Below are 22927 nucleotides of genomic sequence, written 5' to 3'. Positions count from 1 at the left end.
CGATGTTCGTTTTCGGAAAGAAACGAATAGGGGCCGTTATTCTCATCCCGCTCCTGGGGATCGCATTGCTCACGGGCTGCGGGAAAGAGAAACCGGCCGGACCGGGCCAGACGGCCACGGCGGAACAATTGCGGCAGGTGGAGCGGCTAAATGATACGGCGGACGAAATGTACCGGTTCGTCATGGACGGCAACATCGATAAAGCGCGGGACAAGCTGGATGAGGTCGGAAATAAGTTGACGCAAATCCGGTTCGACGGGATTACGTCGGTGGAAGGGGTCGGAGCATTATCGAACGCGATCGTACAAGCCAAGCGGTCCTTCCAGGCGGTAAACGTCTCCGAGGAAGAAGTGAAGGGAGCGGCTGCGAAGATCCGGCTTGCGACCGACGCACTCACCCATGCCAATCAGCCGATGTGGCTTCAATATTATAAATTGATGAAGGAAACGGCTCGTCAGCTGGAAGCAGCCGTTCAGAAAAAGGACAAGCAGGAGGCGTCCGCTAAGCTCGATCAGCTGCACGAACGGTACGAAATCATCCGTCCGTCGCTGCTGATCAGCCGGCAGCCGTTTGAGGTGGAGAAGGTGGATTCGCTGTTCGCCTTCCTGCGTAGTCAGCTGTCGAAGCCGGACCTGGATGCGAAGCTGGCGGGCGGCGGCATCGACCAGTTTCATCTGACGCTTGACGCTTTGTTCGGCCGGCAGGACAAGGCGGCGTTTATTCCTGTAGACGACAGTCCGGTACCGCTCCCATCGGTGATGGCGATCGGCTCGGTTATCATCGCGGTGCTGGCGTTTGCAGCTTGGCGAATATTTAAGTTCGAGAACCGCTATTAAGACGAATAGAAGCGGAAAGACACGCAGGGACAAGCCTTCCCTTCGTGTCTTTTTGCCGATGACAGGGCCGTCAGTTCCCGCGAAAGCCTTCGCCAAGCACATCGTGAACGTCGGACATGATGATGAAGGCGCGCGGATCGACCTCTTTGACGATCATCCTCAGCTTTCGCGTTTCCTGACGGGAAACGACGCTGTACACGACTTTTTTGTCTGCTTGCGAATAGGCTCCCTTGGCCAGAAACAGCGTGACACCTCGGTCCATCTCGCGGGTGATCACCTGGGCCAGCTCCTCTCCTTTGTCGGACATAATCGTGAAGGCGATGGCCGCATACGAGCCTTCGGTAATGAAATCGATCGTTTTGGAGGCGACGAAGACGGCTACCAGCGTATAAAGCACTTTTTCCTTCGGTATGTACAAGAGCGAGCTGCCGATGACGAGCACGTCGATTACGAGAATGATTTGCCCCATGCTCCAGCCTTTCGTTTTATTGAGCAGCCGGGCTACGATGTCGGTTCCTCCTGTGGTGCCTCCAAAGCGGAAGACGATGCCGAGCCCGCTCCCGAGCGTAACGCCGGCGTACAGTGTGGCGAGAAAAAAGTCGTTATCGGCCTGAAACGGGACGACCCAGTTGCGATGGATCGCAATCTCCATCAAGCGGAGAAAAAAAGCAAGCATCAGCGTGCCGAAAACAGTATGGATCATCGCGGTTTTGCCGATCGTTTTCCAGCCGAGAAAAAATAACGGGGCATTCAGAACGAGCGTAGTGACGGATACCGGGAAGTCGAGCGAATAGTTGAACAGCAGGGCAATACCCGTTAATCCGCCTTCCATCAGCTCGTTCGGGATAATAAAATAATGGAGTCCGAATGCGTAAATAGCCGTTCCGAGTGTAATCGGCAGCCAGGACCGCAGAAGCTCTTTGCCATACTTGTTCATGGAATCCCTCCCGACGTTTTTCCCTTCTATGCTTTATCCAATCTTCTCGGTGCTGAAAACCGACTTTTTGGACTCGCACTATAAGATGTACGTGTAAAGATAATGAATAGTATACCCCAAGTTGGGAGCCCGGGGCAGTAACCTTCGAAGACGGGTGAAGAAAAAAAGGATTTGTTTTCGGCCTGCCTTTTGCGTTAACATGTAAAATAGAACGCAAGATCGGATCGGAAATCGTTCCGGTCGCTGCGACTGGCGGATTTGTGAGAAGGAGGGCTCTATGTCGGAGAAATCGCTAAAAGAGATACAACGGGAAGTGGACGCATACATATCCCAATTCAAGGAAGGTTACTTCAGTCCGCTCGCTATGCTGGCCCGGATGTCCGAAGAAGTCGGGGAGCTAGCCAGAGAGGTTAATCATCAATTCGGCCCTAAGCCGAAAAAACCGGACGAAGCTGACAATTCGATCGAGCTGGAGCTTGGCGATATTTTATTTATAACGATTTGCTTCGCCAATTCGCTGGGGATCGATCTGACGAAGGCCCACGACGAAGTGTTGAACAAATTCCGTACGCGCGATGCGGACCGCTGGACCAAAAAGAACACCGAACAAGAGTAGCCGTCATATGCTGTACCATCGAGTCGGGCGGAGGACTCCCCGCTGTTCGCACACCTATCGGTTAAGGGCGGATGCGGCACTCCCCCGGAACCATACATACGGGGCGCACAAGCGCGGTCGTATATGGATCAGGAGGAACGCGATGGACGGCGACAATCCGATTAAGAAGGCGTACGCTTCGATATTGGAAGCCGATTTCGAGCGGGCGATCGAATGGTTTGAGCAGGCAATCCGCGAAGAACCGGACAATGCGGATTATCATTATAAGCTGTCGGTTACATTTGCGAGGAGCAACCGGCTCGGCAAAGCGATCGAGCATGCGTTGCGGGCCAAGCAGTTGGAGCCGGGAAGCGACGTATACAGCTATCATCTGGATACGCTGCAGGCTAAACTGCTCATGCAGGATGCACAGAAGGTATTGGACGGGACTGACCGGACTTATTTGGCCGTACCTCTCTTGATGCGCGCCATTGAGCTAGATCCGCTGTCCGTCGAAGCGCATATGATGCTTTCCGCCGCTTATGCGGCTTTGCAGGAATACGGCAAGGCGGTTCAGATGGCGAACGAGACGTTACGATTGGACCCCGAGCATCCGGACGCCAAGCGGCTTGCCGAAGAATACCGGCAGCAACTGAAAATGTATTTGCAGACGCAGCAAACGATAAGGGAGATTTGACGATGAGTTCAATCATTCATGTAGCAGTAGCCGGAGCAAACGGAAGAATGGGTAAAGAAGTAGTAAAGATGGTGCTCACCGATCCGAACCTTAAGCTGGTGGCGGCTATAAGCCGTTCCAACGAAGGAGTCGACGCCGGTCTGCTCGTTGGGAAGGAAGCTTGCGGCGTGTTGGTCAGAACGGATCTGGAGGCAGCCCTGTCCGGTGTGGACGCACATGTGATGGTCGATTTCACAACCCCTCACTCCGTTATGGCCAACAGCAGCATCGCGATCCGGCAAGGTGTGCGTCCGGTAATCGGAACTACCGGATTGAAGCCGGCGGATATCGAGGAATTGGACAAGCTGTGCAAAAATAACGGAATCGGCGGGATCATCGCTCCGAATTTCTCGATCGGCGCGATTCTGATGATGAAGTTCGCCGCTCAAGCCGCCAAATATATGCCGCATGTCGAGATTATCGAGTATCATGGCGACCAGAAGCTGGACGCGCCTTCCGGCACGTCAATCAAGACGGCGGAGATGATCGCGTTGAATCGCCAGGAATTCCGGCAAGGCAATCCGAACGAGGAAGAAACGATCGACGGCGCGCGGGGAGGCTTGTACAACGGATTCCGCATACATAGCGTTCGTCTCCCGGGCGTATTTGCGCAGCAGGAAGTTATCTTCGGCGGCTACGGGCAAACGCTCAAAATCCGTCACGATTCGTACGATCGCGAAGGGTATATGCCAGGGGTAAACATCGCCGTCAAAAAAGCGATGGAGCTGTCCGGAATCGTATACGGGTTCGAGCATTTTATCGACTGAACAGACATAGGTTAGCGGAAATGAAGGCTGCTGCCGGCAAGCCGGCTGAGGTCCCAGTACGCAACAGCTATAGTGGAGGGAAACCCGATGGAGATCGCACTAATCGCCCACGACCGCAAAAAAGAAGAAATGGTCAATTTCGTTATCGCTTATGAGGAAGTATTCAAGCATCATACGTTGTATGCGACCGGCACGACCGGCACCCGCATTATGGAGAGTACGGACCTGCAAGTACACCGCTACATGTCCGGGCCGCTCGGCGGAGATCAGCAGATCGGCGCCAAAGTAGCGCAAAACGAGATGGATCTCGTCATCTTCCTGCGCGACCCGCTTATGGCGCAGCCGCACGAGCCAGACATCATCGCGCTGCTTCGATTGTGCGACGTACAGGGCATCCCGGTGGCGACGAATATCGCAACGGCGGAGCTGCTCGTGCGTTCGCTCGACCGCGGGGAGTTCGGCTGGCGGGATCTGGTGGACAAATATAAACCGGGGTTGATGTAAAATGTCGTATTTAACCGATATTCTCATATTCGGAGCGCATCCCGACGACGCCGAGATCGGCATGGCGGGCACGATCGCCAAACATACGGCGGCCGGCCATAAAGTCGTTATATGCGACTTGACGGCGGCGGAGATGTCTTCGAACGGAACGGTGGAATTAAGGCGCAGGGAGGCCGATCAGGCGGCAGCGATTCTGAAGCTGGCGGGCCGTACGAATCTGGGGCTGCCCGACCGCGGCTTGTATATGACGAAGGATTATGTCGATGCCATTACGCAGGAAATCCGCAAGTTCCGGCCGCGGATCGTGTTCGCCCCCTATTGGCAGGACAGGCATCCCGATCATATCGCCTGCAGCCATCTCGTTCAGGAAGCGGTATTTAACGCGAAGCTTCGCCGGTATATGCCCGACTCGGAGGCGGTGTCGGTGCAGCAGACGTATTTTTATTTCATTAATGACGTGCACGAAGCCGACATCGTGGTGGACGTAAGCGGCGTATACGAAGCCAAAAAAGCTGCGTTGAGCGCTTATGCGAGCCAGTTCGATCCGGCGGCGGCCGGCAATCACTATGTGCCGACTCCGCTGAACCAGGGGTATTTGGAGCGGGTTGAGGCGAGAGACCGACTGCTCGGCCAACAAAGGATGATCCCTTATGCCGAAGGGTTCGTATCCAAGCTTCCGGTACTTGTTGACTTATTTTAACGGATGTTCGAATATAATACCTGTATACGTATGATTCGCGGGGAGGGGGATGTCTATGGAAAACGATCGACTGAAGATCGGCATTACGTGTTATCCGTCGCTCGGAGGTTCCGGCGTCGTGGCGACAGAGCTTGGAAAGCTGCTCGCGGAGAAGGGCCACGAGGTTCATTTTATTACGCACAGCATCCCTTTCCGCCTGGGCAAGTTTCATAAAAATATTTTTTATCACGAGGTCGAAGTTAACGACTATTACGTGTTCAAATACCCGCCTTATGATTTGTCGCTGGCAAGCAAGATGGCCCAGGTGGCCAAGATGGAGAAGCTAGATATTTTGCACGTCCATTATGCGGTTCCTCATGCGGTCTGCGCCTTTTTGGCCAAAGAGATGGTCGGTTCGGATCTGAAAATCATCACGACGCTGCATGGTACCGATATCACCGTGCTCGGCCAGGACGAATCGCTCAGCGACCTGATTAGGCTGGCGATCGAGCGGAGCGACGCGGTTACGGCGGTCTCGAAAGATTTGATCCGCGAGACCCGCGATCTGCTGCATATCGAGAAGCCGATTGACCTTGCCTACAATTTTGTGGATAAAAGGGTATATTACCCGAGAGATGTCGCTACGCTGCGCCGGGACTTTGCCAAACCGGACGAGAAGCTGCTGCTGCACATATCGAACTTCCGTCCCGTCAAGCGGATCGGCGATGTGGTGGACGTGTTCGCCAAAGTGAACGAAAGGGTCCCGTCGAGACTGCTGTTCGTCGGAGAAGGACCCGAGCTGTCGAAGACGATCTGCAAGGTGAAAGAGCTTGGCCTGACCGATCGCGTCATATTCGCCGGGAAGCAGGATGATGTCGCGCAGGTGATCTCGCTGGCCGATGTGATGCTGCTTCCTTCGGAGAAGGAAAGCTTCGGGCTCGTGGCGCTGGAGGCGATGGCTTGCGGAGTTCCGACGGTTGGTTCGAACGCAGGCGGCATACCGGAGCTGATCACGCACGGGGAGACCGGGTACCTGGCGCCGATCGGCGATACGGCTCAGATGGCCGAACACGTGATCCGGCTCCTGTCGGACCCTCAGCTTTATGAGGCGATGTCGAAAGCCTGTCTCGATCGGGCGCATTTTACGTTCTGCAACGATTTGATCACGGCGCAATACGAGCAGATTTATTACCGGGTGCTGGGGCGCGAAGTGCCGAGCATCGATTTGAGCGAAATATGCCGGGCTTGACCGGCTGAAGGATGCGGAGGCATAACGGATATGTCGGAACGGATGGAGACGGAAGGAAAAGAAGTGCTCCGCACGCTCGGCGAAGCGGGTTACGAGGCGTATTTCGTAGGCGGCTGCGTACGCGACAAGGCGCTCGGACGACCGCTCAAAGATATCGATATCGCGACCTCCGCTTTGCCGGACGAGGTGATGAGGCTGTTTCCCCGTCACGCTCCGACCGGTCTTGCCCATGGTACCGTTACGGTTATCCGGGAGCATCACACGTTCGAAGTGACGACGTTCCGCAAAGAATCCGAATACGAGCAGTTCCGGCGGCCTAAGGAAGTGGAGTTTATCTCCGATCTGAACGAAGATTTGCGCCGCCGGGACTTTACGATTAATGCGATGGCTCTGGATGCGCATGGCACCCGGTACGATCCGTTCAGGGGCTCTGCGGATCTGGAAGCGGGAGTCATAAGATGTGTAGGAAACCCGCTGGAGCGGTTTCACGAGGACGCGCTGCGCATGCTCCGGGCGATCCGTTTCGCTTGCGAATACGGGTTCTCGCTGGAGGAGGCGACATGGGAGGCGCTACTCCGACATGCGCCGCTGCTCGCCCATGTGGCGATGGAGCGGGTAGGCGCCGAGCTCGACAAGATGATCGAAGGGCGGTCGCCCGATCGTGCGGTGAAGCTGCTTGCCGAGAGCGGGTTAACCCGTCATTTCAAGCAGCCTGTAGTTTGGCCGCTCGCCGAGTGGGACGAAGTTCCGGCACCGGCCGCAGCGGTGAAGCTGACAGGCGTAACAGGGCCCGAGCTACGGTGGACGGCCTTATTCGTCCTGCTGGAGATGAGCTCCGGACAAGCCCGGGAAGCGATGAAGCGGCTCAAGTTTTCCGGCAAAAAATCGTCTGCGATCGTCCGGCTGCTGCAGATGGATGAATGGATGCGGCAGCATCTGGACAAATTCCGTATGGAAGACGAGCGCACGGGCTTCGAGACGTGGGCCGGCGCTTGCGTCACGTTCGGGAAGCCGGTTGCCGCACTGTGGCTGGAGCTTGCTTCCTGGCAGACAGAATCGTTGGAAGGCCGGAACTGGCTGCAACTGCTCGAACTCGGTCCAGGATGGATCGAACGGATACCGGCCAACCGGGTAACGGAGCTTGCGGTGAACGGGACCGAGCTGGCTGCCGAGCTGGACAAGCCTGCGGGTCCGTGGCTCGGCGCGCTGCTTCAGGAACTGTTGGAGGACACGGCCAAGCTGCGAATACGGAATGAACGGGATATTTTAATTCATGAAGCCAAAAATCGAGTAAAGCGGGAAACGATGTAATGGAGCATAAAATATTGGCGTATCTGGAGCAGCAACCGAACGAATACGTGTCGGGCGAACAGCTGAGCGAGCTGCTCGGCTGCACCCGAACCGCCGTCTGGAAACACATCCGCAGCCTGCGCGATCAAGGGTATACGTTCGACGCGGTCTCGCGAAAAGGCTACAAGCTTACGGGCAAGCCGGACAAGCTGAGCGCAGCGGCGATTCTGGCCGAGCTGACGACCGCGGTTATGGGCCGATCGGTCAAACTGTACGATTCTGTCGACTCTACGCAGACGATTGCCCACCGGCTGGCTGAAGAAGGCGCTCCGGAAGGGACGCTGGTGATCGCGGAAGTTCAGACGGCCGGGCGCGGACGAATGGGGAAAAACTGGCATTCGCCGAAAGGGAAAGGCGTCTGGATGAGTCTGGTCCTGCGGCCGAACATCCCGGTTCATTTTACCCCTCAACTGACGCTGCTGGTCGCCGTCGCTTTGAACCGGACGATTCGCAAGCTGGAGCCGTCCTTGCCGGTTGCGATCAAGTGGCCGAACGATTTGCTTGTGGACGGCAGGAAGATCAGCGGCATCCTGCTCGAGTCGAATGCGGAGGACGAGCGGCTGCGGCACGTGATCGCCGGAGTGGGCATCAGCGTCAACTTGCAGGAGGACGATTACCCGGAAGAGCTCCGAGGAATCGCTACGTCGCTCCGTATGCTCAGCGGCCGGGAATGGAGCCGTTCCGAACTGATATGCGCGTTCCTGGAGCAGTTTGAAGCGTTGTACAATCTGTACGACACGGAAGGCTTCGAGCCGATCCGGACTGCGTGGGAAGCGTCTGCCTATTCGCTCGGCCGTCCGATCGCCGCGAGGACCCCCAGAGGCGTTGTGGAGGGTGTCGCCGAATCGATCGACGAGATGGGCGCCTTGATTGTCCGGCATCCGGACGGAAGTGTGACCAAGCTGTATTCCGCGGATATTTAGCTAAAAACATGTAGATTTCGTGAACGATCTGGTATAATATTGCGTAGAGGCGGTATCCTACGTGGAACTGCACTCCTGCACGCAAGTATAACAAGTTTGACATGCAAGTCGCGGAATTCTGCTCTGAGCCTAAAAGGGACCGAGACAGAAAACAAATCTGACGATTCGTTTCCTGTTGTTTTCTAAGCCTTTTAGCCGAGCGGCTAAAAGGCTTTTATGCGTTCCGGACCGGTTCACGAGCCAACCAAATCGAAAGCGGGTGTTCGGATGGAACCGAAAAAAATGAGTACGACCCGGATGAGAAAGATGAAGGCAGACGGTGTGCCGATCTCGATGGTCACCGCCTACGACTACACGTCGGCTAAACTGGCCGAGGAAGCGGGCGTGGACGTGATCCTGGTGGGCGATTCGCTCGGCAATGTCGTGCAAGGCCAGGAATCGACGCTGCCGGTTACGCTGGACGAGATGATTTATCATACGAAGATGGTGACCCGTGCGGTGTCCGCTCCGTTTGTCGTAAGCGATATGCCGTTTATGACGTATCACGGGTCGGTCGATCAGTCGCTTCACAACGTCGGGCGGCTGATGCGGGAAGGATTGTGCAAGGCGGTCAAGATGGAAGGCGGAACGGAGATCGCTCATACCGTCGATGCGGTAGTGAAGGCGGGGGTACCCGTTATGGGCCATATCGGCCTTACTCCGCAGTCGGTGTATCAGATCGGCGGTTATAAGATTCAAGGGAAAACCGGAGCTTCGGCCCGCAAACTGTTGGACGATGCCAAGGCGCTGGAGCAGGCCGGAGCGTTCGCCGTCGTGGTCGAGCTGGTCACGGACGAGATTGCGGAGGAGATTACGAAGGCGGTGTCGATCCCGACGATCGGCATCGGAGCGGGCGTTCATTGCGACGGGCAGGTGCTCGTGTTCCACGATCTGCTGCAATATGCGTCGCCGGTATTTCCTAAAAAATTCGTTAAAGCATACGCGAACATTGGAGACGCTATTCGTAACGGGATCGCCCAGTATGTCCAGGAGGTCAAAAGCCGCAGCTTCCCGGCCCAGGAGCATTCGTTTCACGCCGATCTGGAGCTTGCGGGACATCTGTACGGCGGCAAATCGCCCGACAACGACTGAGGGCAGCCGGGAGAGGAGCAATCATCATACATGGAAGCCATTGTCCGGATCGAAGAGCTGCGTTCGAAACTGAAGGCAGCCAGACGCAATAAAGCAAATGCGGAGGGCGAAGTGCGGGTCGGCTTTATGCCGACCCTCGGCTATATGCACGAAGGCCATATGAGCTTAATTCGTCAGGCTCGCCGGGAGTGTGACATCGTCGTCGTCAGCATTTTCGTGAACCCGCTTCAGTTCGGGCCAACCGAAGATTTCGACAAGTACCCGCGCGACAACGAACGGGACCTGGCGCTTGCGGAGGAAGCGGGAGCGGATTATGTTTTTTTGCCGGACGTAACGGAAATGTACCCGACTCCGACGAAGACGACGGTAGTCGTCAAGGAACTGACGGATACGCTGTGCGGCGCGTCGCGCCCGGGCCATTTTGACGGCGTGGCGACGGTGGTAACCAAGCTGTTCAACATCGTGCAGCCGGACCGCGCCTATTTCGGGATGAAGGACGCCCAGCAGGTCGCCGTCATCGAACAATTTACCCGCGATCTGAACATACCGGTACAGATCGTACGCTGCGAGACGTTGAGGGAGCCTGACGGATTGGCGATGAGTTCCCGCAACGTGTACTTAAACGAAGAGGAACGCAAGCAAGCGCTCGTCTTGTCCAAGTCGCTTAGCCAAGCCGAGTCTTGGATGGCGGAGCCGGACATGACGGTAGGAAAGCTGGAGCTGAGCATTCGACGTATGATCGAGTCCGCGCCTTTGGCCGTCATCGACTACGTTACCATATTAACCTATCCCGGACTTGAGCCGGTAACCGGCGCACAGCCATTTAACGGAGAACACCCGATTCTGGTGGCGCTCGCCGTCAAATTCGGCAAAACCCGTCTGATCGACAATCGCATTTTTTTCTCTTGAGGAGGGGAACCGGCATGTTCTTAACGATGATGAAATCGAAAATTCACCGCGCGACGGTTACGGAAGCAAATTTAAACTATATCGGCAGCATTACGATTGACGAAGATCTGATGGATTTGGTCGAACTTTTACCTAATGAAAAAGTGCAGGTTGTAGATAATAACAACGGAGCCCGCCTTGAAACGTATGTCATCCCCGGCCCCCGGGGTTCCGGAGTCATCTGTTTGAACGGTGCAGCGGCTCGTCTCGTTCATCCGGGCGATACAGTCATCATTATTTCTTACGCGCTGATGACGGGCGAACAAGCAAAAGCTCATAAACCGAAAATTGCCATTATGGGAGAAGACAACAAGGTCGTCGATACACTGAACGTCGAAACTCATTCCACAATCCTTTAAGTGCAAGCAACGTGAGCACCGGAAGTTCCGGCTGAATTCCATATTCGATGTCGAGCAGGCTTACTGATCTGCTTCGGGATCAGAAGTGGACTTTTTGAACAACCTCTTTAAGCACGGGCAGCACGATTTCTCAGCCAAGGTGGGATCAGATCATGTTGAAACAGTTGTTTGCCTCGATGCACGACGCGTTAGACGACGTGATAAAACATTTCCCGACTGCCGACGCCAAGGGAAAGCAGGATCTTCACAACAAGCTGGACGTATTAAAAGCGATGAGTGATTCCTTTATCGAGGAATGGCTGCAATTCGAGGAGAAGATGGCTCGTTTTCTGGAAACATTGCCGAAATCGACCGGTTGGGCCGTTGCGGGGAGCAGCGGCGCTTCTCCAGCCTTGCCGGAAGGCAGCGATGCCTCGGAGGCGTTCAAGCGAGGCCAGGGTTATTTTCAACTGCTTATGTACGACAATGCGGTTCGCGAATTCGAGTCGGTTGTCCAAGAACACCCCGAGTTCATTCTGGGCCGGCTGTACTTGGCTATGGGTCATATGCGCAAAGGAAACGACGCCGAAGCGTACCGGCATTTCCGGTTCATTACCTCGCTGACGGAGCACGACCAGATGAAGGCCGTCTCGTATAACGCGATGGGCTGCATTCATGCCAAAAATGCCAATATCGAGCAAGCCCAGCATTTCTTCAAACTGGCCTATATGGCTGATCCGAGCAGCGTGGAGCCGATGATCAACATGGGAATATGCATGTCGCATCACGGAAGCCAAAGTGCCGGAGAAGGATTTATCCATTAAATGATCATGGCCTCGCTTCGGCTTCCCTTTTCGGCTACGCAATAATTTGGTATGCTAAGAAGGGAATCGCGAAGAAGGGATTGAAGAGTACCGGATGAGATATGCGGTAATCGATTTTGAAACAACGGGAGACCAACCTTCGGATGATATCATACAGGTTGGTCTTGTTGTTATAGAAGATGGTGTCATCAGCCGGCGGTATTCATCCTTTGTCCGGCCTAATAAATCCATACCTGAATTTATCGTACAGCTGACAGGCATCACCGATGAGATGGTGGCGGACGCTCCGGTTCTCGAAGACGTGTTGTCCGACATGCTTCCTTTGCTTGCCGACAGCGCGCTTGTGGCCCACAATGCGGGTTTTGACCATATGTTTTTGCGATATGCTTGCGAACGAAGCGGATATCTTCCTTTTGACGGGCGGGTTATCGATACGATTCCGTTCCTGCGCATCCTGTTCCCTTCGCTGACGAGCCTACAACTATCGATGGTGAGCGCCGCTTTCGGGCTTGGTCACGATCGTCCGCACCAGGCGGACAGCGACGCTGAAGTGACAGCGCTTATCTGGCTCAAATGTTTGGAGCGGTTCGATACGCTGCCGCTGCTGACCGTTCAGAAGCTGGCCCAGCTGTTCGAGTCCGATCCTTCGGATATGGGCTGGTTTATGCAGGAGATGCGGGTGCGCAAAGAATCGGCAGTCAGTATCGACCCCGAGACGAACCGGTATTTTCGTCAATACGTGCTGAATGTCGGGGACTGGGATGAGGAGAAGCCGGCGCGTGAGGAAGAAGGTTCACCTCAAATCGGCAAAAATGAGTCGTTCGACGAGTTTTACGATAAAATCAAGACGAATTTGCGCAGCAAGTTCGAGCACTACGAGGAACGCGAAGCGCAGGAGCATATGATCCGCGAAGTAGAGAGCTCGTTTTCGTCCGACCGCCATCTGATGGTGGAAGCAGGCACGGGCACGGGGAAATCGCTCGGCTACTTGATTCCTTCCCTGTACCACGGCATCAAGGAAGACAAGAAAGTGATCATCAGCACCCACACGATCAACTTGCAGGAGCAGCTCCGTCAGCGGGACATCCCGCTGCTTCAGGATATATTTCCAGTCCCGTTCCGGGCGGCCGTGCTTAAGGGGCGGAGCCATTATTTATGCCTGCGCAAATTCGAGCAGAAGCTGTACAACCGTGACTTTGCCAGCGAGAAGGAAGACCGGATCACCGCAGCCCAGATGGTCGTATGGCTTTCGGAGACGAACCACGGCGACGACGAGGAGCTGTATTTTGCCGGGCGCGGGGCCGAATTTTGGCAGACGGTCGGCAGCGACACTGATTCGTGTCTGAACCGGATGTGCCCTTGGTTCAAAAAATGTTTTTACCACCGCGCGCGTAACGAAGCGAACATTGCGGACGTGGTCATTACCAATCATTCGCTGCTGTTTACCGATATTCAGGCGGAAAACCGGCTTCTGCCGGCCTACAAGCAGCTCGTCATTGATGAAGCGCATCATTTCGAGGAAGTGGCGAGCAAACATCTGGGGATGGATCTGCATTATGCCTCCCTGGTAAATACGCTGCTGTGGCTGTATAAGGATGCGAAGAACGGCCAGCTGCCCTCGCTTCAGTTCAGGCTGCAGCGCGGCTCGGAGCAAAAGGCCGCTGACTGGAACCAGACGATCGAGTCGGTTTATCCGCGCATGGTGCGCATTAAGGAAGAGTGGGACAAGCTGACCGAGCTGCTGTATATGTTCGTCTCCGAGCGCAACGACGGCGGAGGGACCGAGAGCGGACAACTCGTGCTCCGTCTCAAGCCGGAAGCGCTGCCGAAGGCGTGGAGCTCGCTGCTTGTGATCGAAGAGAACATTTACCTCGAAGCGACCGAGATCGGCAAAAAGCTGGAACGGCTTGTGACCGAACTGAAGGAGGAAACCGACGAGTTTGCGACGAGCAGCGTGCTGACAGACTTGTCGGGGTCGGTGAAAGCGTTGCTGCGGCACCGGGACGTGCTCCGGTTCTTTATGCAGATGCCCGATCCGCATTATGTGTACTGGCTGGAAGCCGCTCCTTACTTCAAAAGCAAGTCGCTCCAAGTATTCGCCGTGCCGCTTGATGTCAGCCATCTGCTCAAGCAGCATTTCTTCGAGGCGAAGGACAGTGTCGTATTAACGTCGGCGACATTAACGGTTAACAAAACGTTTCAATACAGCGCCTCGCAGCTGGGCTTGCAGCCGTTGTCGGATACCGAGAAGGTGAAGACGGTGCAGCTTGCTTCGCCGTTCCAGTACCGCAAGCAAGCGCTTGTGCTGATTCCGCGGGATTTCCCAAGCGTCAAAGGGGCGACGGCGGACGAAGTGTTCCTCGGGGCGCTTGTCGGGTCTTTGGCCGATGTGGCGAAGGAGACGAAGGGCCGGATGCTCGTCCTGTTCACTTCGCACCGGATGCTGAAGCAAATTCATCCGGAGCTGAAGGAGCGGCTGAAGCCAAGCGGCATTCAGGTTCTCGGCCAAGGCGTCGACAGCGGCAACCGCAGCAAGCTGATCCGGATGTTCCGCTCGCAGTCGTCCAGCGTTCTGCTGGGCACGAGCAGCTTCTGGGAAGGCGTCGACATTCCGGGGGAGGCGCTGACGTGTCTGGCGATTGTCAGACTTCCGTTCCAGCCTCCGAATCACCCGCTGGTCGAAGCCAAAAGCGAGCAGCTGAAAAAGAACAACCTGAACCCGTTTACGGCGCTGTCGGTGCCGCAGGCGGTCATCCGCTTCAAGCAAGGCTTCGGACGTCTCGTTCGGACGGCTAAAGACCGCGGTGTCGTCGTGATTTACGATACGCGCGTACTGGAAACCTCCTATGGCCGCAACTTTTTGTATTCGCTGCCCGGTCCGAAAATCGAACATTTGAGCACACAGCAGTTGGTACCGCGAATATCAGATTGGATGGGGGAGGAAAACGGATGAAGACACCGAAAATTTCGGAGGCGGTCGTCCGCCGTCTCCCGGTTTATCTTCGTTTTTTGAATGAGCTTAGCCGGCGCAACGTGCAGATGGTCTCATCGCAGGATTTGGGCCAAAAGCTCGATCTGAACCCGGCGCAGATCCGCAAAGATTTGGCTTACTTCGGGGAATTCGGCAAAAAAGGGATCGGCTACGACGTCGCCTATTTGATCGAGAAAATCCGCCAAATTTTAAAGCTGGACCAGATTATTCCGGTCATTCTGGTCGGAGCCGGAAACCTGGGCCGGGCTTTGTGCAATTACAACGCCTACCTGAAAGACAATATGAAGATCGTAGCCGTCTTCGACAGCTCTCCGGACAAGCTCGGCGAGCATATTAACAATTTGACCGTCCAGCCCATGACGGTGCTGCACGAGACGGTCCGGGAGCACAAGGTGCGGATCGGCATCATTACCGTCCCGGCGTTCGAAGCGCAGCTGGTCGCCAACCAGTTCGTCAATGCCGGAGTGGAAGCGATTCTTAACTTCGCGCCGGTCATTATTAAGGTGCCGAACGAAATTCGCGTTCATCATGCGGATTTTACGACCGAGCTGCAGAGCTTGGCTTATTATTTGGATTGAGGCAAGAGGAGGGCAGCTGCTTATAGCGCGAAGTGCGGAGTGCGCGTCTAGGCGGATTTGCGACCGGGATCTACAAGCTGAAAAGACGCTTCTGTCACCACTTATGTAGGGGTGAATATTGAAGCGTCTTTTCTTGTCACAGCAGCCGTTCGGCTCCATGGATAGGGACTGCGGGGCGGTCATATTCCAGCGAAAACGCATGAATTCTCAGCCCAAAGGATAGAATGAAACATGATTCCTGCATAACAGCCGGAATTTTGGTCATGTAGAACAAAAATAAGACATTTTCTTATAGATTCATGCGCCTACGCAGGAATGCTGCCCAAAATCAGAAGCTCTGAGGAAAAAGCCTGCATTTGCGCATCTTTTCGGTAAGATCTTCTTTCGACCGTGCCTGATTCCTCACACCCTCCACTTTCATACTCTCACGCCCCCACACTCTCACGCTCCTACACTCTTACTACCTCCCTGTATAGCAAATAAAAAACGCCCCGGACCCTTATAAGAAAGGGTCCGGGACGTTCTTCGTCTCGTTGCTGCTAATTGTATCGGGAATGGGACAGTAATGCAATAGGTTATCGTACGTTTCAAGCCCGGAGTGACGGGGGATTGTGAAAGACTTCCGGCCCGCTATTGGACAAATGGACAAACTTATTGTATACTCATACCTAGTAAACATATGCATAGCATTCCTATGTATAAAATCAATGTGAAGAGGAGGCAGCCGATTGAACAAAGAATTGCTCAAGGGCAGCACAGGCACTATGATACTGGCTCTGCTGAATCGTAACGATTTGTACGGCTACGAGCTGTTGAAGGAGCTGGAACGCAGGTCGGAGGGCGTATTTGCATTGAAGGAAGGCACGTTGTATCCGATTCTACACGCGATGGAAGCGGAAGGCTGGGTGGATGCCTACTGGAACGAAGTGAATGGCCGCAAGCGGAAGTATTACCGGATTACACCGCCGGGCAAGAAGCAGCTGGAGCATAAAAAGTCGGAATGGAGCGTTTTCCGCAGCGCCGTCGATCTCGTGTTGAAGGAGGGGAGAGCCTAATATGATTCGGGATCACGAGTTAATCCGGAGCTACCTCCGCTCCGTATGCGGACAAATTAAAGCGAGGGAGGTTCACCCGCATATTCGCAAGGAACTCGAAAGCCACCTGGAGGAGCTGGTGATGGAACGGGAGGAAGCGGGCGATAACCGGGAGGAAGCGGTACGTTATGCAATCGAGCGGATGGGAGACCCGGTAAAGGTCGGCAAAGATCTGCATGCGGTACATAAACCTAGAATGAATTGGCCGCTCATGATTGGGGGACTGTTATTTGCTTTATTAGGTGTTTTTGCGATGTATCTTATTGATAACAGTATGACCGTCCGGTTTCCTTTAGGAGAAAAAAAGCTGGTTTCCGTCGCTTTCGGATTATTGATTATGGGCCTCCTGTACTTCATTCATCCGCGTGCGATTCAAACATACAGCTGGGCTATTTATGCGGCAGCCGTGGGCGGAATGGTCGGAAACCATTGGTTAGGGGCGACCGTAAACGGTTCCCCGTCTTATATTAGCCTAGGCTGGCTTAACCTCGATTGGGTCTGGGTGAGCACCTATTTATTGATCGTAGCAGCGCCAGGGATATTGATCGATCGAGCAAAAAAGCCGTTTTTTTGGCCGATTACTACTGCGGTGCTGGTGTTGGTGCCGTTACTGCTCTACGGAAACCTGGGAAGAATTCCGGGCCTTGTTCTGTACTTAACCGCTCTGCTGGTCATGGCCGGCTCGATTACGGGAAAATGGAAACGGGCGATCGCACAAACGCTGCTGCCGCTCGGCGCTTTGCTTGTTTACGCGCTGCAAACCAGGCCGTACCTGGCAGACAAATGGAGCATGTATGTCGATCCGAACCGGGACCCGCTTGGCGCCGGATATATGAATGTTCAGATTCAAAGGGCTCTTCAGTCGGCAGGCTGGTTCGGAAAAGAAGGAGCCATGACTTTGCGATTGCCGGAAGCTCATAACGATATCGTTTACGTATTCCTGGTCCATAAATTCGGCTGGCTTGCGGGAATTATCCTCACTTTGGGGTGTGCCGGATTTATAGGAGTACTGATCCGTTCGACCCGTAGCGTATCCGATCCGTTCGGCAGGACGCTGCTTGCCGGTATTTCTACAATTCTCGGTTTTCAACTGGGCTACAACGTTCTGATGTCGTTAGGAATTGTCCCTTTGATCGGCGTTCCTTTCCCGATCGTGAGTAACGGGTTTACGCATACGGTTGCTGAATTCGCCGTTTTAGGAATTTCGCTGGCGATCTATCGAAGAAGGCATCTGACGCTGGCCATGTGAACATAGAAGTGTGATTTTGCCCATATACGAAATATTAGCAAACGTGCAGAGCCGTCAGCTCCAGCCAAACCAACAGTAGAGTTTATTCAGACGGCAGGGATGCCGATCTTTCTATCACGTTACGGTTCTAAGACTCCAACCGCTTTAAGCAAGCGGAGGAGTCTTTTTGCTAGTTTTGAGAGGCAGATCAGCAATAACTAACAAAAGAAGGCTGCTCCCAGGAAAGGGAACAGCCAGCATACGAACTCTAAAACAACGAAAACAACACCTTGTACACCAGAAAAGCAAGTACCATACTGATCGGGATCGTGATGACCCATGTCATGATCATCCGTCCGACCGTGCCCCACTTGACGTCCTTAAACCGGATGACGCTGCCCGTACCGATGATGGACGACGTAATGACGTGTGTCGTCGACAAAGGTTGTCCGATAAAGGTCGACGTCTGGATAATAATCGAGGAGCTCAGATCCGCAGCGAAGCCGTTAACCGGCTCGATCTTCATAATTTTTTTACTGACCGTTTTGATAATCCGCCAGCCGCCGATGGAAGTTCCGAGACCCATTGCCGCCGCGGCGGATATTTTGACCCAGATTGGGACATCCAGCGTCGTCTGGAAGCCGCCGGCGACGAGACCGAAGACGATAATCCCCATCGCTTTCTGGGCGTCGTTGCCCCCGTGGCTGAACGACAGCAGTCCGGCCGATACGACCTGGAACGAGCGGAACACCCGGTTCAGTTTGGACCGCGATTTGTTGCCGCTGAAAAGGATGATGTATTTAAGCAGAAACATGATGATGAAACCTACGGCAAAAGCGATGATAGGCGACAAAATCAATATATAAACAATTTTCAGGAAACCTTCCATATGAAGGGATTTGAATCCGGCTCCGGCGATAACCGCTCCTGCGAGCGCGCCGATCAAAGTATGGGAGGACGACGAAGGAATGCCGTAATACCAGGTGAGCAGGTTCCAGAAGATAGCCGCTATAAGGGCCGCTATGACGACCTGGACGCCATTTTCGATTTCCGCCGGATTGGCGATGCTCCCGCCGACTGTTTTGGCTACTTCCGATGACAGCATGGCGCCCACAAAGTTAAGAAAGGCTGCGTACAGCACCGCAAACCGTGGTGACATCGCCCGTGTCGAGATCGAAGTGGCGATCGCGTTGGCCGTGTCGTGAAAGCCGTTGATGAAATCGAATATGAGCGCCAACAGGACAATAAAGATAATCAGGGTCAGCATGATTTTCTCCTAACAGGTGGATTAAGCGTAGCGCAGTACGACACTTCCCAATATATCCGCAACGTCCTCGCAAGCGTCCGTCGTTTGTTCGAGCCGTTCGTACAGCTCCTTGAGCTTAAAGTCGTGGTAAGGATCGGTCGGGCTGGTGAAAATCTCGCGAATCCCTTCGCGCATCAGCCGGTCGCCTTCATTTTCCAGGCTGTTGATATGTACCGTATGCTCCTGGATCTGCATGTACTTCTTCTTGGACAACAGCTTGAACGCTTCGAGCAGATGCTCGCACGAGGAGACGAGGACTTCCGAGAAATCCTTCATATATTGATTCGTGAACGTAATGTTCAGATAATCGAATCTCGCCATCGAGGCTTCGATCCCGTCCATCACATCGTCCAGCCGAACCGCAAGCTCCATAATGTCTTCCCTGTCAAGCGGCGTGATAAATACTTTGTTCAAGCCTTTGAAAATCTCATGCGTAAACGAATCGCCCTTCTCTTCGATCTCTTTCAGTTTACCGAAGTATGTGGCTGGCGGCTGATTCCCCATCATGGCGCTGCGGAACATGTGTGCGCCATTCAGCGTATTTTCCGCGCTTTGAATGAGCAGATTCAGAAAATCGATCTCGCCCTTTTTATTGAAAATCATCAAGCTTATGACCCCCAATGTCGGATGTTGAAAAAAGTTGTCGTTCCTTAACACAAAATTAAAATTATCATATCCGGACGGTCAATTGCAATCGATTGAACGAACTAATTGCACAGGACTTTCAAAACAGAGCCGGGTTGCTTGATTTTGACTGTCCGAAGAGGTACATTTGTAACGGTATGTTATTCGTGACCACGAACTCTTAATGGAAATTCTAATCCGAACCGAAAGGCTGATTGATGATGGCAAAAACGTTGATCCGGAACGGCACGTTCGTCACCGTAACCGAAGAAGCACCGATTGTCCGCGGCTGCATGATTATAGAGGACGACAAAATCGTATATTTGGGCGAGCAGGAGCGCGACCCGGCGGAGCAATTCGACGAAATTGTGGACGGAAGCCGCAAATTGTACATGCCCGGACTCGTCAATACCCACTGCCATGCCGCGATGTCGCTGCTGCGCGGGTACGGGGACGATCTGGCGCTCCAAGTATGGCTGGAGCAGAAAATGTGGCCGAACGAAGCCAAATTTACCGGTGAAGACGTCCGGTGGGGTACGCTGCTATCGATCCTCGAGATGATCAAAGGCGGGACGACCAGTTTCGTCGATATGTACGATCATATGGACGAAGTGGCCAAAGCCGTTGAAGAATCCGGAATGCGAGGCTGCCTGACGCGCGGCGCGATCGGACATTGTCCGCCGGACGTACAGGAGCACAAGCGCCGGGAAGCCGTCCAATTCGCCAAAGACTGGCACGGAAAGGCTGGCGGCCGGATTACGACCATGATGTCGCCTCACGCGCCTTACACGTGCCCGCCGGAGTTTATCGTCAAATTCGTGGAAGCGGCTCACGATCTGAACTTGCCGATGCATACGCATATGTCCGAGACGCTGTACGAAGTGCTGGAGAACGAGAAGCAGTACGGGCTGCGTCCGGTCGATCATCTGGCCAAGCTCGGCTTGTTCTCGCGCCCTTCGATCGTCGCGCATGCCGTGCATCTGACGGATGCGGAGATCGCTACGCTGAAAGAGCACAACGTCCACGTCTCCCATAACCCGGGTAGCAACCTGAAGCTGGCGAGCGGAGTCGCGCGCGTGCCGGACATGCTCAAGGCGGGCATTCTCGTATCGCTCGGGACGGACAGTTCGGCGAGCAACAACAATCTCGACATGTTCGAAGAGATGCGTCTGGCCGCTCTGATCCATAAGGGCGTATCCGGCGATCCGGTAGCGGTGCCGGCCAAGGAAGCGCTGAAGCTCGGAACGGTTAACGGCGCGAAGTCGATCTGGCTCGATAACGTCGGCACGTTGTCCGTCGGCAGCAAAGCGGACTTTATCGCCCTTGATACCGATCAGGCGCACTTTTTGCCGAAATCGGATTACGTCTCTCATATTGTGTACTCGGCGTCCGCAAAAGATGTAACCGATGTGTACGTTGACGGCAAACAGCTTGTCCGCGGAGGCGAGTGCCTGACGATCGACGAGGAAAAAATCAAGTTCGAAGCGCAGCGCCGTTTCGAGCTGTTGACGAACGGATAAAGGTTGGCGGACCTATTATAAGAAGGAGGGGGAACGGGAATGGCGAGGAAAATAGCGCTGTGGAGTGCCGCTGTGCTAGCCGTCGTGACGATTGTTCTCGTCTTCTTCTACAGGTCGATTCATGAGGAAGAATGGGCGGAGCGGCTCGAGGCCAAATCGACCGTTATTGCCAGCACCTACATGCGCACGGTGGACCGGGTCGAAAGGTTCGTCGGCGAGAAGCCGTACATGGTCGTATTTGGACAGGACGAGGAAGGCCGAGAAGCGATCGCCTGGGTGAACGACGGCAAGGCGAAGATGAGATACGCGAGCACCGGCATCACAGCCGAAGAAGCCCGGCGCAAAGTCGAAGAGAGCAACCCGGATAATGAAGTGCTTCGCGTGTTGCCTGGCGTTTTGAATGAAACGTATTTGTGGGAAGTGTTCTACAAACGCAAGGACGAAGAGGGCAGCCGGTATTATTACAGCTATTACCGCTTCGACAACGGCGAGGAAATCGATACGTGGCGAATGAGCCGACACTGATACGAGGACCGTACCTGAGCTGATCCCAAGCTCCGGGCACGGTCCTTATTCGTCTCCGGATTACCGTCTGGGCTTGACGTGGCGGAAGACGTTAACGACAAGCAAGAGAACCGATACGATGACCAGCAGCCCCCCGACAGCGGAAAAAGGGATACCGAGGCCCGTGTTGCCGTGAGCGAACAGGAACATGCTGATCACGAGCAGCGGCAAGCCGATGTTGTGCAGCCAAAACTGGACGCTGGCCAGCTTGGTGCTCCCCGCCTCCGGGTATACGGTATACACCACTCCGATCAGCCCCAGCGTCGCCCAGCCGAGCAGATTGATATGGGCATGCGCAGAGGTATAAATGAACTTCTCCGCCATTCCCATCCCCATTCCGAGTAATACGCCGATCAATAAATAAACGACCGCGACTTGAATAAAACGTGCTCCCATCTTTCCTTCCTCCTTGAAATGTTTTCATTTCTATAACTATTTCTAGCACTATGTATAAAATCTTTCGGCGCCGATCCGATTTCATTCCAAACATTTGCATCGAAATGGGTGTATATCATGTGATATACTATGGATATATCAATCGATCTATCAAATTCATCGTCTGCATAGAAAGGGGGACGTTGTGTGAAGTTGCGTCTATGGCCTGTATTAACGAGCGTTGTCCTCTCTTCGGCCGTATTGTTCGGAGGATGGTTTCTATATGACAGTCTGGCTATGGAAAATCCGTTAACCCGGATCGTACAAGAGCAGCCCGGACTGGAGCAATCGAAAGTAAGCGTGGGAAATAACACGGTGACGATTGAGATTACGCCAAAGCCGGAAGCGAATCTACGTGAAATATACAAGTCGATTACGGAGCAGGGCCGATCGATCCTAGGCGACCGAACGGTCGAGCTGATCGTGAAGGATACGACTACGCCGGAGCTGGACAGCTGGTGGTCGGGCGCTTTGTTCGACGTTGCGGAAGCGATGGAGAGCAAGCGGTATGCGGCGATTCCGGCCGCGTTGGAAGCGAAGAAAGGTGCGCTTCCCGGACTTGTAGTAACTACCGAGATGGACGACCGTTATGTGTATGTCCGCATGACGGACGGGACGCATTATAAATATATGCTGCTTCCCCGCAAGCCGCAGAAGGTAGGGGTGTGGCCGAATGAGTAAGCTTGGTAAAGAAATGCTGATCGGCTTCGTGCCGGTATTGCTCGTTTTTTTAATCTATATGGGTATTAATGTCATTCCGATCGTGCTT

At 54.2% G+C, this 22927-nt stretch carries 24 protein-coding genes; 20 read left to right on the top strand and 4 right to left on the bottom strand.

Annotated elements, in window-relative coordinates:
- The first annotated feature begins 2 nt into the window (after positions 1-2).
- The gene (locus tag PV433_RS04770) at positions 3-836 is read left to right on the top strand and encodes a sporulation protein YpjB (protein ID WP_332071050.1); all 834 of its coding nucleotides are present in this window, start codon (positions 3-5) and stop codon (positions 834-836) included.
- A gap of 70 nt (positions 837-906) precedes the next feature.
- Here the strand turns inward: PV433_RS04770 and PV433_RS04765 are convergent, their stop codons facing one another.
- A complete protein-coding gene (locus tag PV433_RS04765) occupies positions 907-1773 on the bottom strand; it encodes a YitT family protein (protein WP_332071049.1) in 867 nt (288 codons plus the stop codon).
- A 277-nt stretch (positions 1774-2050) separates the two neighbouring features.
- Between PV433_RS04765 and PV433_RS04760 the strand changes: the two genes are divergently transcribed.
- The 16 genes from PV433_RS04760 to PV433_RS04685 all read left to right on the top strand — a co-directional run bounded on the left by PV433_RS04760 (position 2051) and on the right by PV433_RS04685 (position 17730).
- The gene (locus PV433_RS04760; RefSeq protein ID WP_190925117.1) at positions 2051-2389 is read left to right on the top strand and encodes a nucleotide pyrophosphohydrolase; all 339 of its coding nucleotides are present in this window, start codon (positions 2051-2053) and stop codon (positions 2387-2389) included.
- 142 nt (positions 2390-2531) lie between these two features.
- Positions 2532-3065 carry a tetratricopeptide repeat protein gene (locus tag PV433_RS04755; protein ID WP_332071048.1) on the top strand — a complete coding sequence of 178 codons (534 nt, stop codon included), beginning with the start codon at positions 2532-2534 and terminating at the stop codon, positions 3063-3065.
- Between the two features lie 2 nt (positions 3066-3067).
- Positions 3068-3871: a 4-hydroxy-tetrahydrodipicolinate reductase gene (gene dapB, locus PV433_RS04750; RefSeq protein WP_332071047.1), complete on the top strand. Its 804-nt coding sequence runs from the start codon at positions 3068-3070 to the stop codon at positions 3869-3871.
- A gap of 87 nt (positions 3872-3958) precedes the next feature.
- Complete coding sequence (mgsA, locus tag PV433_RS04745; protein WP_332071046.1) at positions 3959-4375, top strand: methylglyoxal synthase; 417 nt, start codon at positions 3959-3961, stop codon at positions 4373-4375.
- Position 4376: 1 nt separating this feature from the next.
- The gene (bshB1, locus tag PV433_RS04740; RefSeq protein ID WP_332071045.1) at positions 4377-5075 is read left to right on the top strand and encodes a bacillithiol biosynthesis deacetylase BshB1; all 699 of its coding nucleotides are present in this window, start codon (positions 4377-4379) and stop codon (positions 5073-5075) included.
- 55 nt (positions 5076-5130) lie between these two features.
- Complete coding sequence (gene bshA / locus PV433_RS04735; RefSeq protein WP_332071044.1) at positions 5131-6303, top strand: N-acetyl-alpha-D-glucosaminyl L-malate synthase BshA; 1173 nt, start codon at positions 5131-5133, stop codon at positions 6301-6303.
- Between the two features lie 30 nt (positions 6304-6333).
- Complete coding sequence (locus tag PV433_RS04730) at positions 6334-7614, top strand: CCA tRNA nucleotidyltransferase (RefSeq protein ID WP_332071043.1); 1281 nt, start codon at positions 6334-6336, stop codon at positions 7612-7614.
- Positions 7614-8576 (top strand): biotin--[acetyl-CoA-carboxylase] ligase, encoded by a 963-nt coding sequence (locus PV433_RS04725; RefSeq protein WP_332071042.1) that lies wholly within the window; start codon positions 7614-7616, stop codon positions 8574-8576. Before PV433_RS04730 ends, PV433_RS04725 begins: the two co-directional genes overlap by 1 nt.
- Before the next feature lie 267 nt (positions 8577-8843).
- Positions 8844-9707, top strand: a complete 864-nt coding sequence (gene panB / locus PV433_RS04720) for a 3-methyl-2-oxobutanoate hydroxymethyltransferase (protein WP_332071041.1) — start codon at positions 8844-8846, stop codon at positions 9705-9707.
- Between the two features lie 30 nt (positions 9708-9737).
- On the top strand, positions 9738-10616 hold the full coding sequence (gene panC, locus PV433_RS04715; RefSeq protein ID WP_332071040.1) for a pantoate--beta-alanine ligase: 879 nt from the start codon (positions 9738-9740) through the stop codon (positions 10614-10616).
- A 14-nt stretch (positions 10617-10630) separates the two neighbouring features.
- On the top strand, positions 10631-11014 hold the full coding sequence (panD, locus tag PV433_RS04710) for an aspartate 1-decarboxylase (RefSeq protein WP_332071039.1): 384 nt from the start codon (positions 10631-10633) through the stop codon (positions 11012-11014).
- Between the two features lie 152 nt (positions 11015-11166).
- Positions 11167-11817, top strand: a complete 651-nt coding sequence (locus PV433_RS04705) for a tetratricopeptide repeat protein (RefSeq protein WP_332071038.1) — start codon at positions 11167-11169, stop codon at positions 11815-11817.
- A gap of 94 nt (positions 11818-11911) precedes the next feature.
- On the top strand, positions 11912-14770 hold the full coding sequence (dinG, locus tag PV433_RS04700) for an ATP-dependent DNA helicase DinG (protein WP_332071037.1): 2859 nt from the start codon (positions 11912-11914) through the stop codon (positions 14768-14770).
- Positions 14767-15387: a redox-sensing transcriptional repressor Rex gene (locus PV433_RS04695; RefSeq protein WP_332071036.1), complete on the top strand. Its 621-nt coding sequence runs from the start codon at positions 14767-14769 to the stop codon at positions 15385-15387. The genes dinG and PV433_RS04695 overlap by 4 nt, the downstream gene beginning before the upstream one ends.
- A 764-nt stretch (positions 15388-16151) precedes the next feature.
- Complete coding sequence (locus PV433_RS04690; RefSeq protein WP_332071190.1) at positions 16152-16442, top strand: PadR family transcriptional regulator; 291 nt, start codon at positions 16152-16154, stop codon at positions 16440-16442.
- 1 nt (position 16443) lies between these two features.
- The gene (locus tag PV433_RS04685) at positions 16444-17730 is read left to right on the top strand and encodes an FtsW/RodA/SpoVE family cell cycle protein (RefSeq protein ID WP_332071035.1); all 1287 of its coding nucleotides are present in this window, start codon (positions 16444-16446) and stop codon (positions 17728-17730) included.
- A 247-nt stretch (positions 17731-17977) separates the two neighbouring features.
- On the opposite strand, the gene PV433_RS04680 is transcribed toward PV433_RS04685, so the two are convergent.
- Both PV433_RS04680 and PV433_RS04675 read right to left on the bottom strand, forming a co-directional pair.
- Positions 17978-18976, bottom strand: a complete 999-nt coding sequence (locus tag PV433_RS04680) for an inorganic phosphate transporter (RefSeq protein WP_332071034.1) — start codon at positions 18974-18976, stop codon at positions 17978-17980.
- A 21-nt stretch (positions 18977-18997) separates the two neighbouring features.
- Positions 18998-19618: a DUF47 domain-containing protein gene (locus PV433_RS04675; protein WP_190925082.1), complete on the bottom strand. Its 621-nt coding sequence runs from the start codon at positions 19616-19618 to the stop codon at positions 18998-19000.
- A 242-nt stretch (positions 19619-19860) separates the two neighbouring features.
- Here PV433_RS04675 and PV433_RS04670 point away from each other — a divergent pair, with 242 nt between their 5' ends.
- Positions 19861-21159 (top strand): amidohydrolase, encoded by a 1299-nt coding sequence (locus PV433_RS04670; protein ID WP_442951481.1) that lies wholly within the window; start codon positions 19861-19863, stop codon positions 21157-21159.
- A 39-nt stretch (positions 21160-21198) separates the two neighbouring features.
- Positions 21199-21684: a cell wall elongation regulator TseB-like domain-containing protein gene (locus PV433_RS04665; RefSeq protein ID WP_332071032.1), complete on the top strand. Its 486-nt coding sequence runs from the start codon at positions 21199-21201 to the stop codon at positions 21682-21684.
- Positions 21685-21744: 60 nt separating this feature from the next.
- Here PV433_RS04665 and PV433_RS04660 read toward each other — a convergent pair whose 3' ends face one another.
- A complete protein-coding gene (locus PV433_RS04660) occupies positions 21745-22119 on the bottom strand; it encodes a cytochrome-c oxidase (RefSeq protein WP_332071031.1) in 375 nt (124 codons plus the stop codon).
- Positions 22120-22305: 186 nt separating this feature from the next.
- Between PV433_RS04660 and PV433_RS04655 the strand changes: the two genes are divergently transcribed.
- Positions 22306-22839, top strand: coding sequence for a hypothetical protein (locus tag PV433_RS04655; RefSeq protein WP_332071030.1), 534 nt, complete (start codon positions 22306-22308; stop codon positions 22837-22839).
- Positions 22840-22927: the final 88 nt, after the last annotated feature.

Source organism: Paenibacillus sp. GYB004, assembly GCF_036577605.1.
Lineage (GTDB): Bacteria > Bacillota > Bacilli > Paenibacillales > NBRC-103111 > Paenibacillus_AB > Paenibacillus_AB oceani.
Note: the sequence above shows the minus strand (reverse complement) of the source record. Positions and strands in the feature narration are given on the sequence as shown.

Bases quoted from the DNA above. Each gene is read 5' to 3' on its own strand.
- PV433_RS04725 (WP_332071042.1), top strand. From the start codon at position 7,614: ATGGAGCATAAAATATTGGCGTATCTGGAGCAGCAACCGAACGAATAC.
- PV433_RS04685 (WP_332071035.1), top strand. From the start codon at position 16,444: ATGATTCGGGATCACGAGTTAATCCGGAGCTACCTCCGCTCCGTATGC.
- PV433_RS04670 (WP_442951481.1), top strand. From the start codon at position 19,861: ATGGCAAAAACGTTGATCCGGAACGGCACGTTCGTCACCGTAACCGAA.
- PV433_RS04680 (WP_332071034.1), bottom strand. From the start codon at position 18,976: ATGCTGACCCTGATTATCTTTATTGTCCTGTTGGCGCTCATATTCGAT.
- PV433_RS04675 (WP_190925082.1), bottom strand. From the start codon at position 19,618: ATGATTTTCAATAAAAAGGGCGAGATCGATTTTCTGAATCTGCTCATT.
- dinG (WP_332071037.1), top strand. From the start codon at position 11,912: ATGAGATATGCGGTAATCGATTTTGAAACAACGGGAGACCAACCTTCG.
- PV433_RS04770 (WP_332071050.1), top strand. From the start codon at position 3: ATGTTCGTTTTCGGAAAGAAACGAATAGGGGCCGTTATTCTCATCCCG.
- PV433_RS04755 (WP_332071048.1), top strand. From the start codon at position 2,532: ATGGACGGCGACAATCCGATTAAGAAGGCGTACGCTTCGATATTGGAA.
- PV433_RS04695 (WP_332071036.1), top strand. From the start codon at position 14,767: ATGAAGACACCGAAAATTTCGGAGGCGGTCGTCCGCCGTCTCCCGGTT.
- PV433_RS04665 (WP_332071032.1), top strand. From the start codon at position 21,199: ATGGCGAGGAAAATAGCGCTGTGGAGTGCCGCTGTGCTAGCCGTCGTG.
- PV433_RS04765 (WP_332071049.1), bottom strand. From the start codon at position 1,773: ATGAACAAGTATGGCAAAGAGCTTCTGCGGTCCTGGCTGCCGATTACA.
- PV433_RS04760 (WP_190925117.1), top strand. From the start codon at position 2,051: ATGTCGGAGAAATCGCTAAAAGAGATACAACGGGAAGTGGACGCATAC.
- mgsA (WP_332071046.1), top strand. From the start codon at position 3,959: ATGGAGATCGCACTAATCGCCCACGACCGCAAAAAAGAAGAAATGGTC.
- PV433_RS04690 (WP_332071190.1), top strand. From the start codon at position 16,152: ATGATACTGGCTCTGCTGAATCGTAACGATTTGTACGGCTACGAGCTG.
- PV433_RS04705 (WP_332071038.1), top strand. From the start codon at position 11,167: ATGTTGAAACAGTTGTTTGCCTCGATGCACGACGCGTTAGACGACGTG.
- panD (WP_332071039.1), top strand. From the start codon at position 10,631: ATGTTCTTAACGATGATGAAATCGAAAATTCACCGCGCGACGGTTACG.
- bshA (WP_332071044.1), top strand. From the start codon at position 5,131: ATGGAAAACGATCGACTGAAGATCGGCATTACGTGTTATCCGTCGCTC.
- panC (WP_332071040.1), top strand. From the start codon at position 9,738: ATGGAAGCCATTGTCCGGATCGAAGAGCTGCGTTCGAAACTGAAGGCA.
- bshB1 (WP_332071045.1), top strand. From the start codon at position 4,377: ATGTCGTATTTAACCGATATTCTCATATTCGGAGCGCATCCCGACGAC.
- PV433_RS04730 (WP_332071043.1), top strand. From the start codon at position 6,334: ATGTCGGAACGGATGGAGACGGAAGGAAAAGAAGTGCTCCGCACGCTC.
- dapB (WP_332071047.1), top strand. From the start codon at position 3,068: ATGAGTTCAATCATTCATGTAGCAGTAGCCGGAGCAAACGGAAGAATG.
- PV433_RS04660 (WP_332071031.1), bottom strand. From the start codon at position 22,119: ATGGGAGCACGTTTTATTCAAGTCGCGGTCGTTTATTTATTGATCGGC.
- panB (WP_332071041.1), top strand. From the start codon at position 8,844: ATGGAACCGAAAAAAATGAGTACGACCCGGATGAGAAAGATGAAGGCA.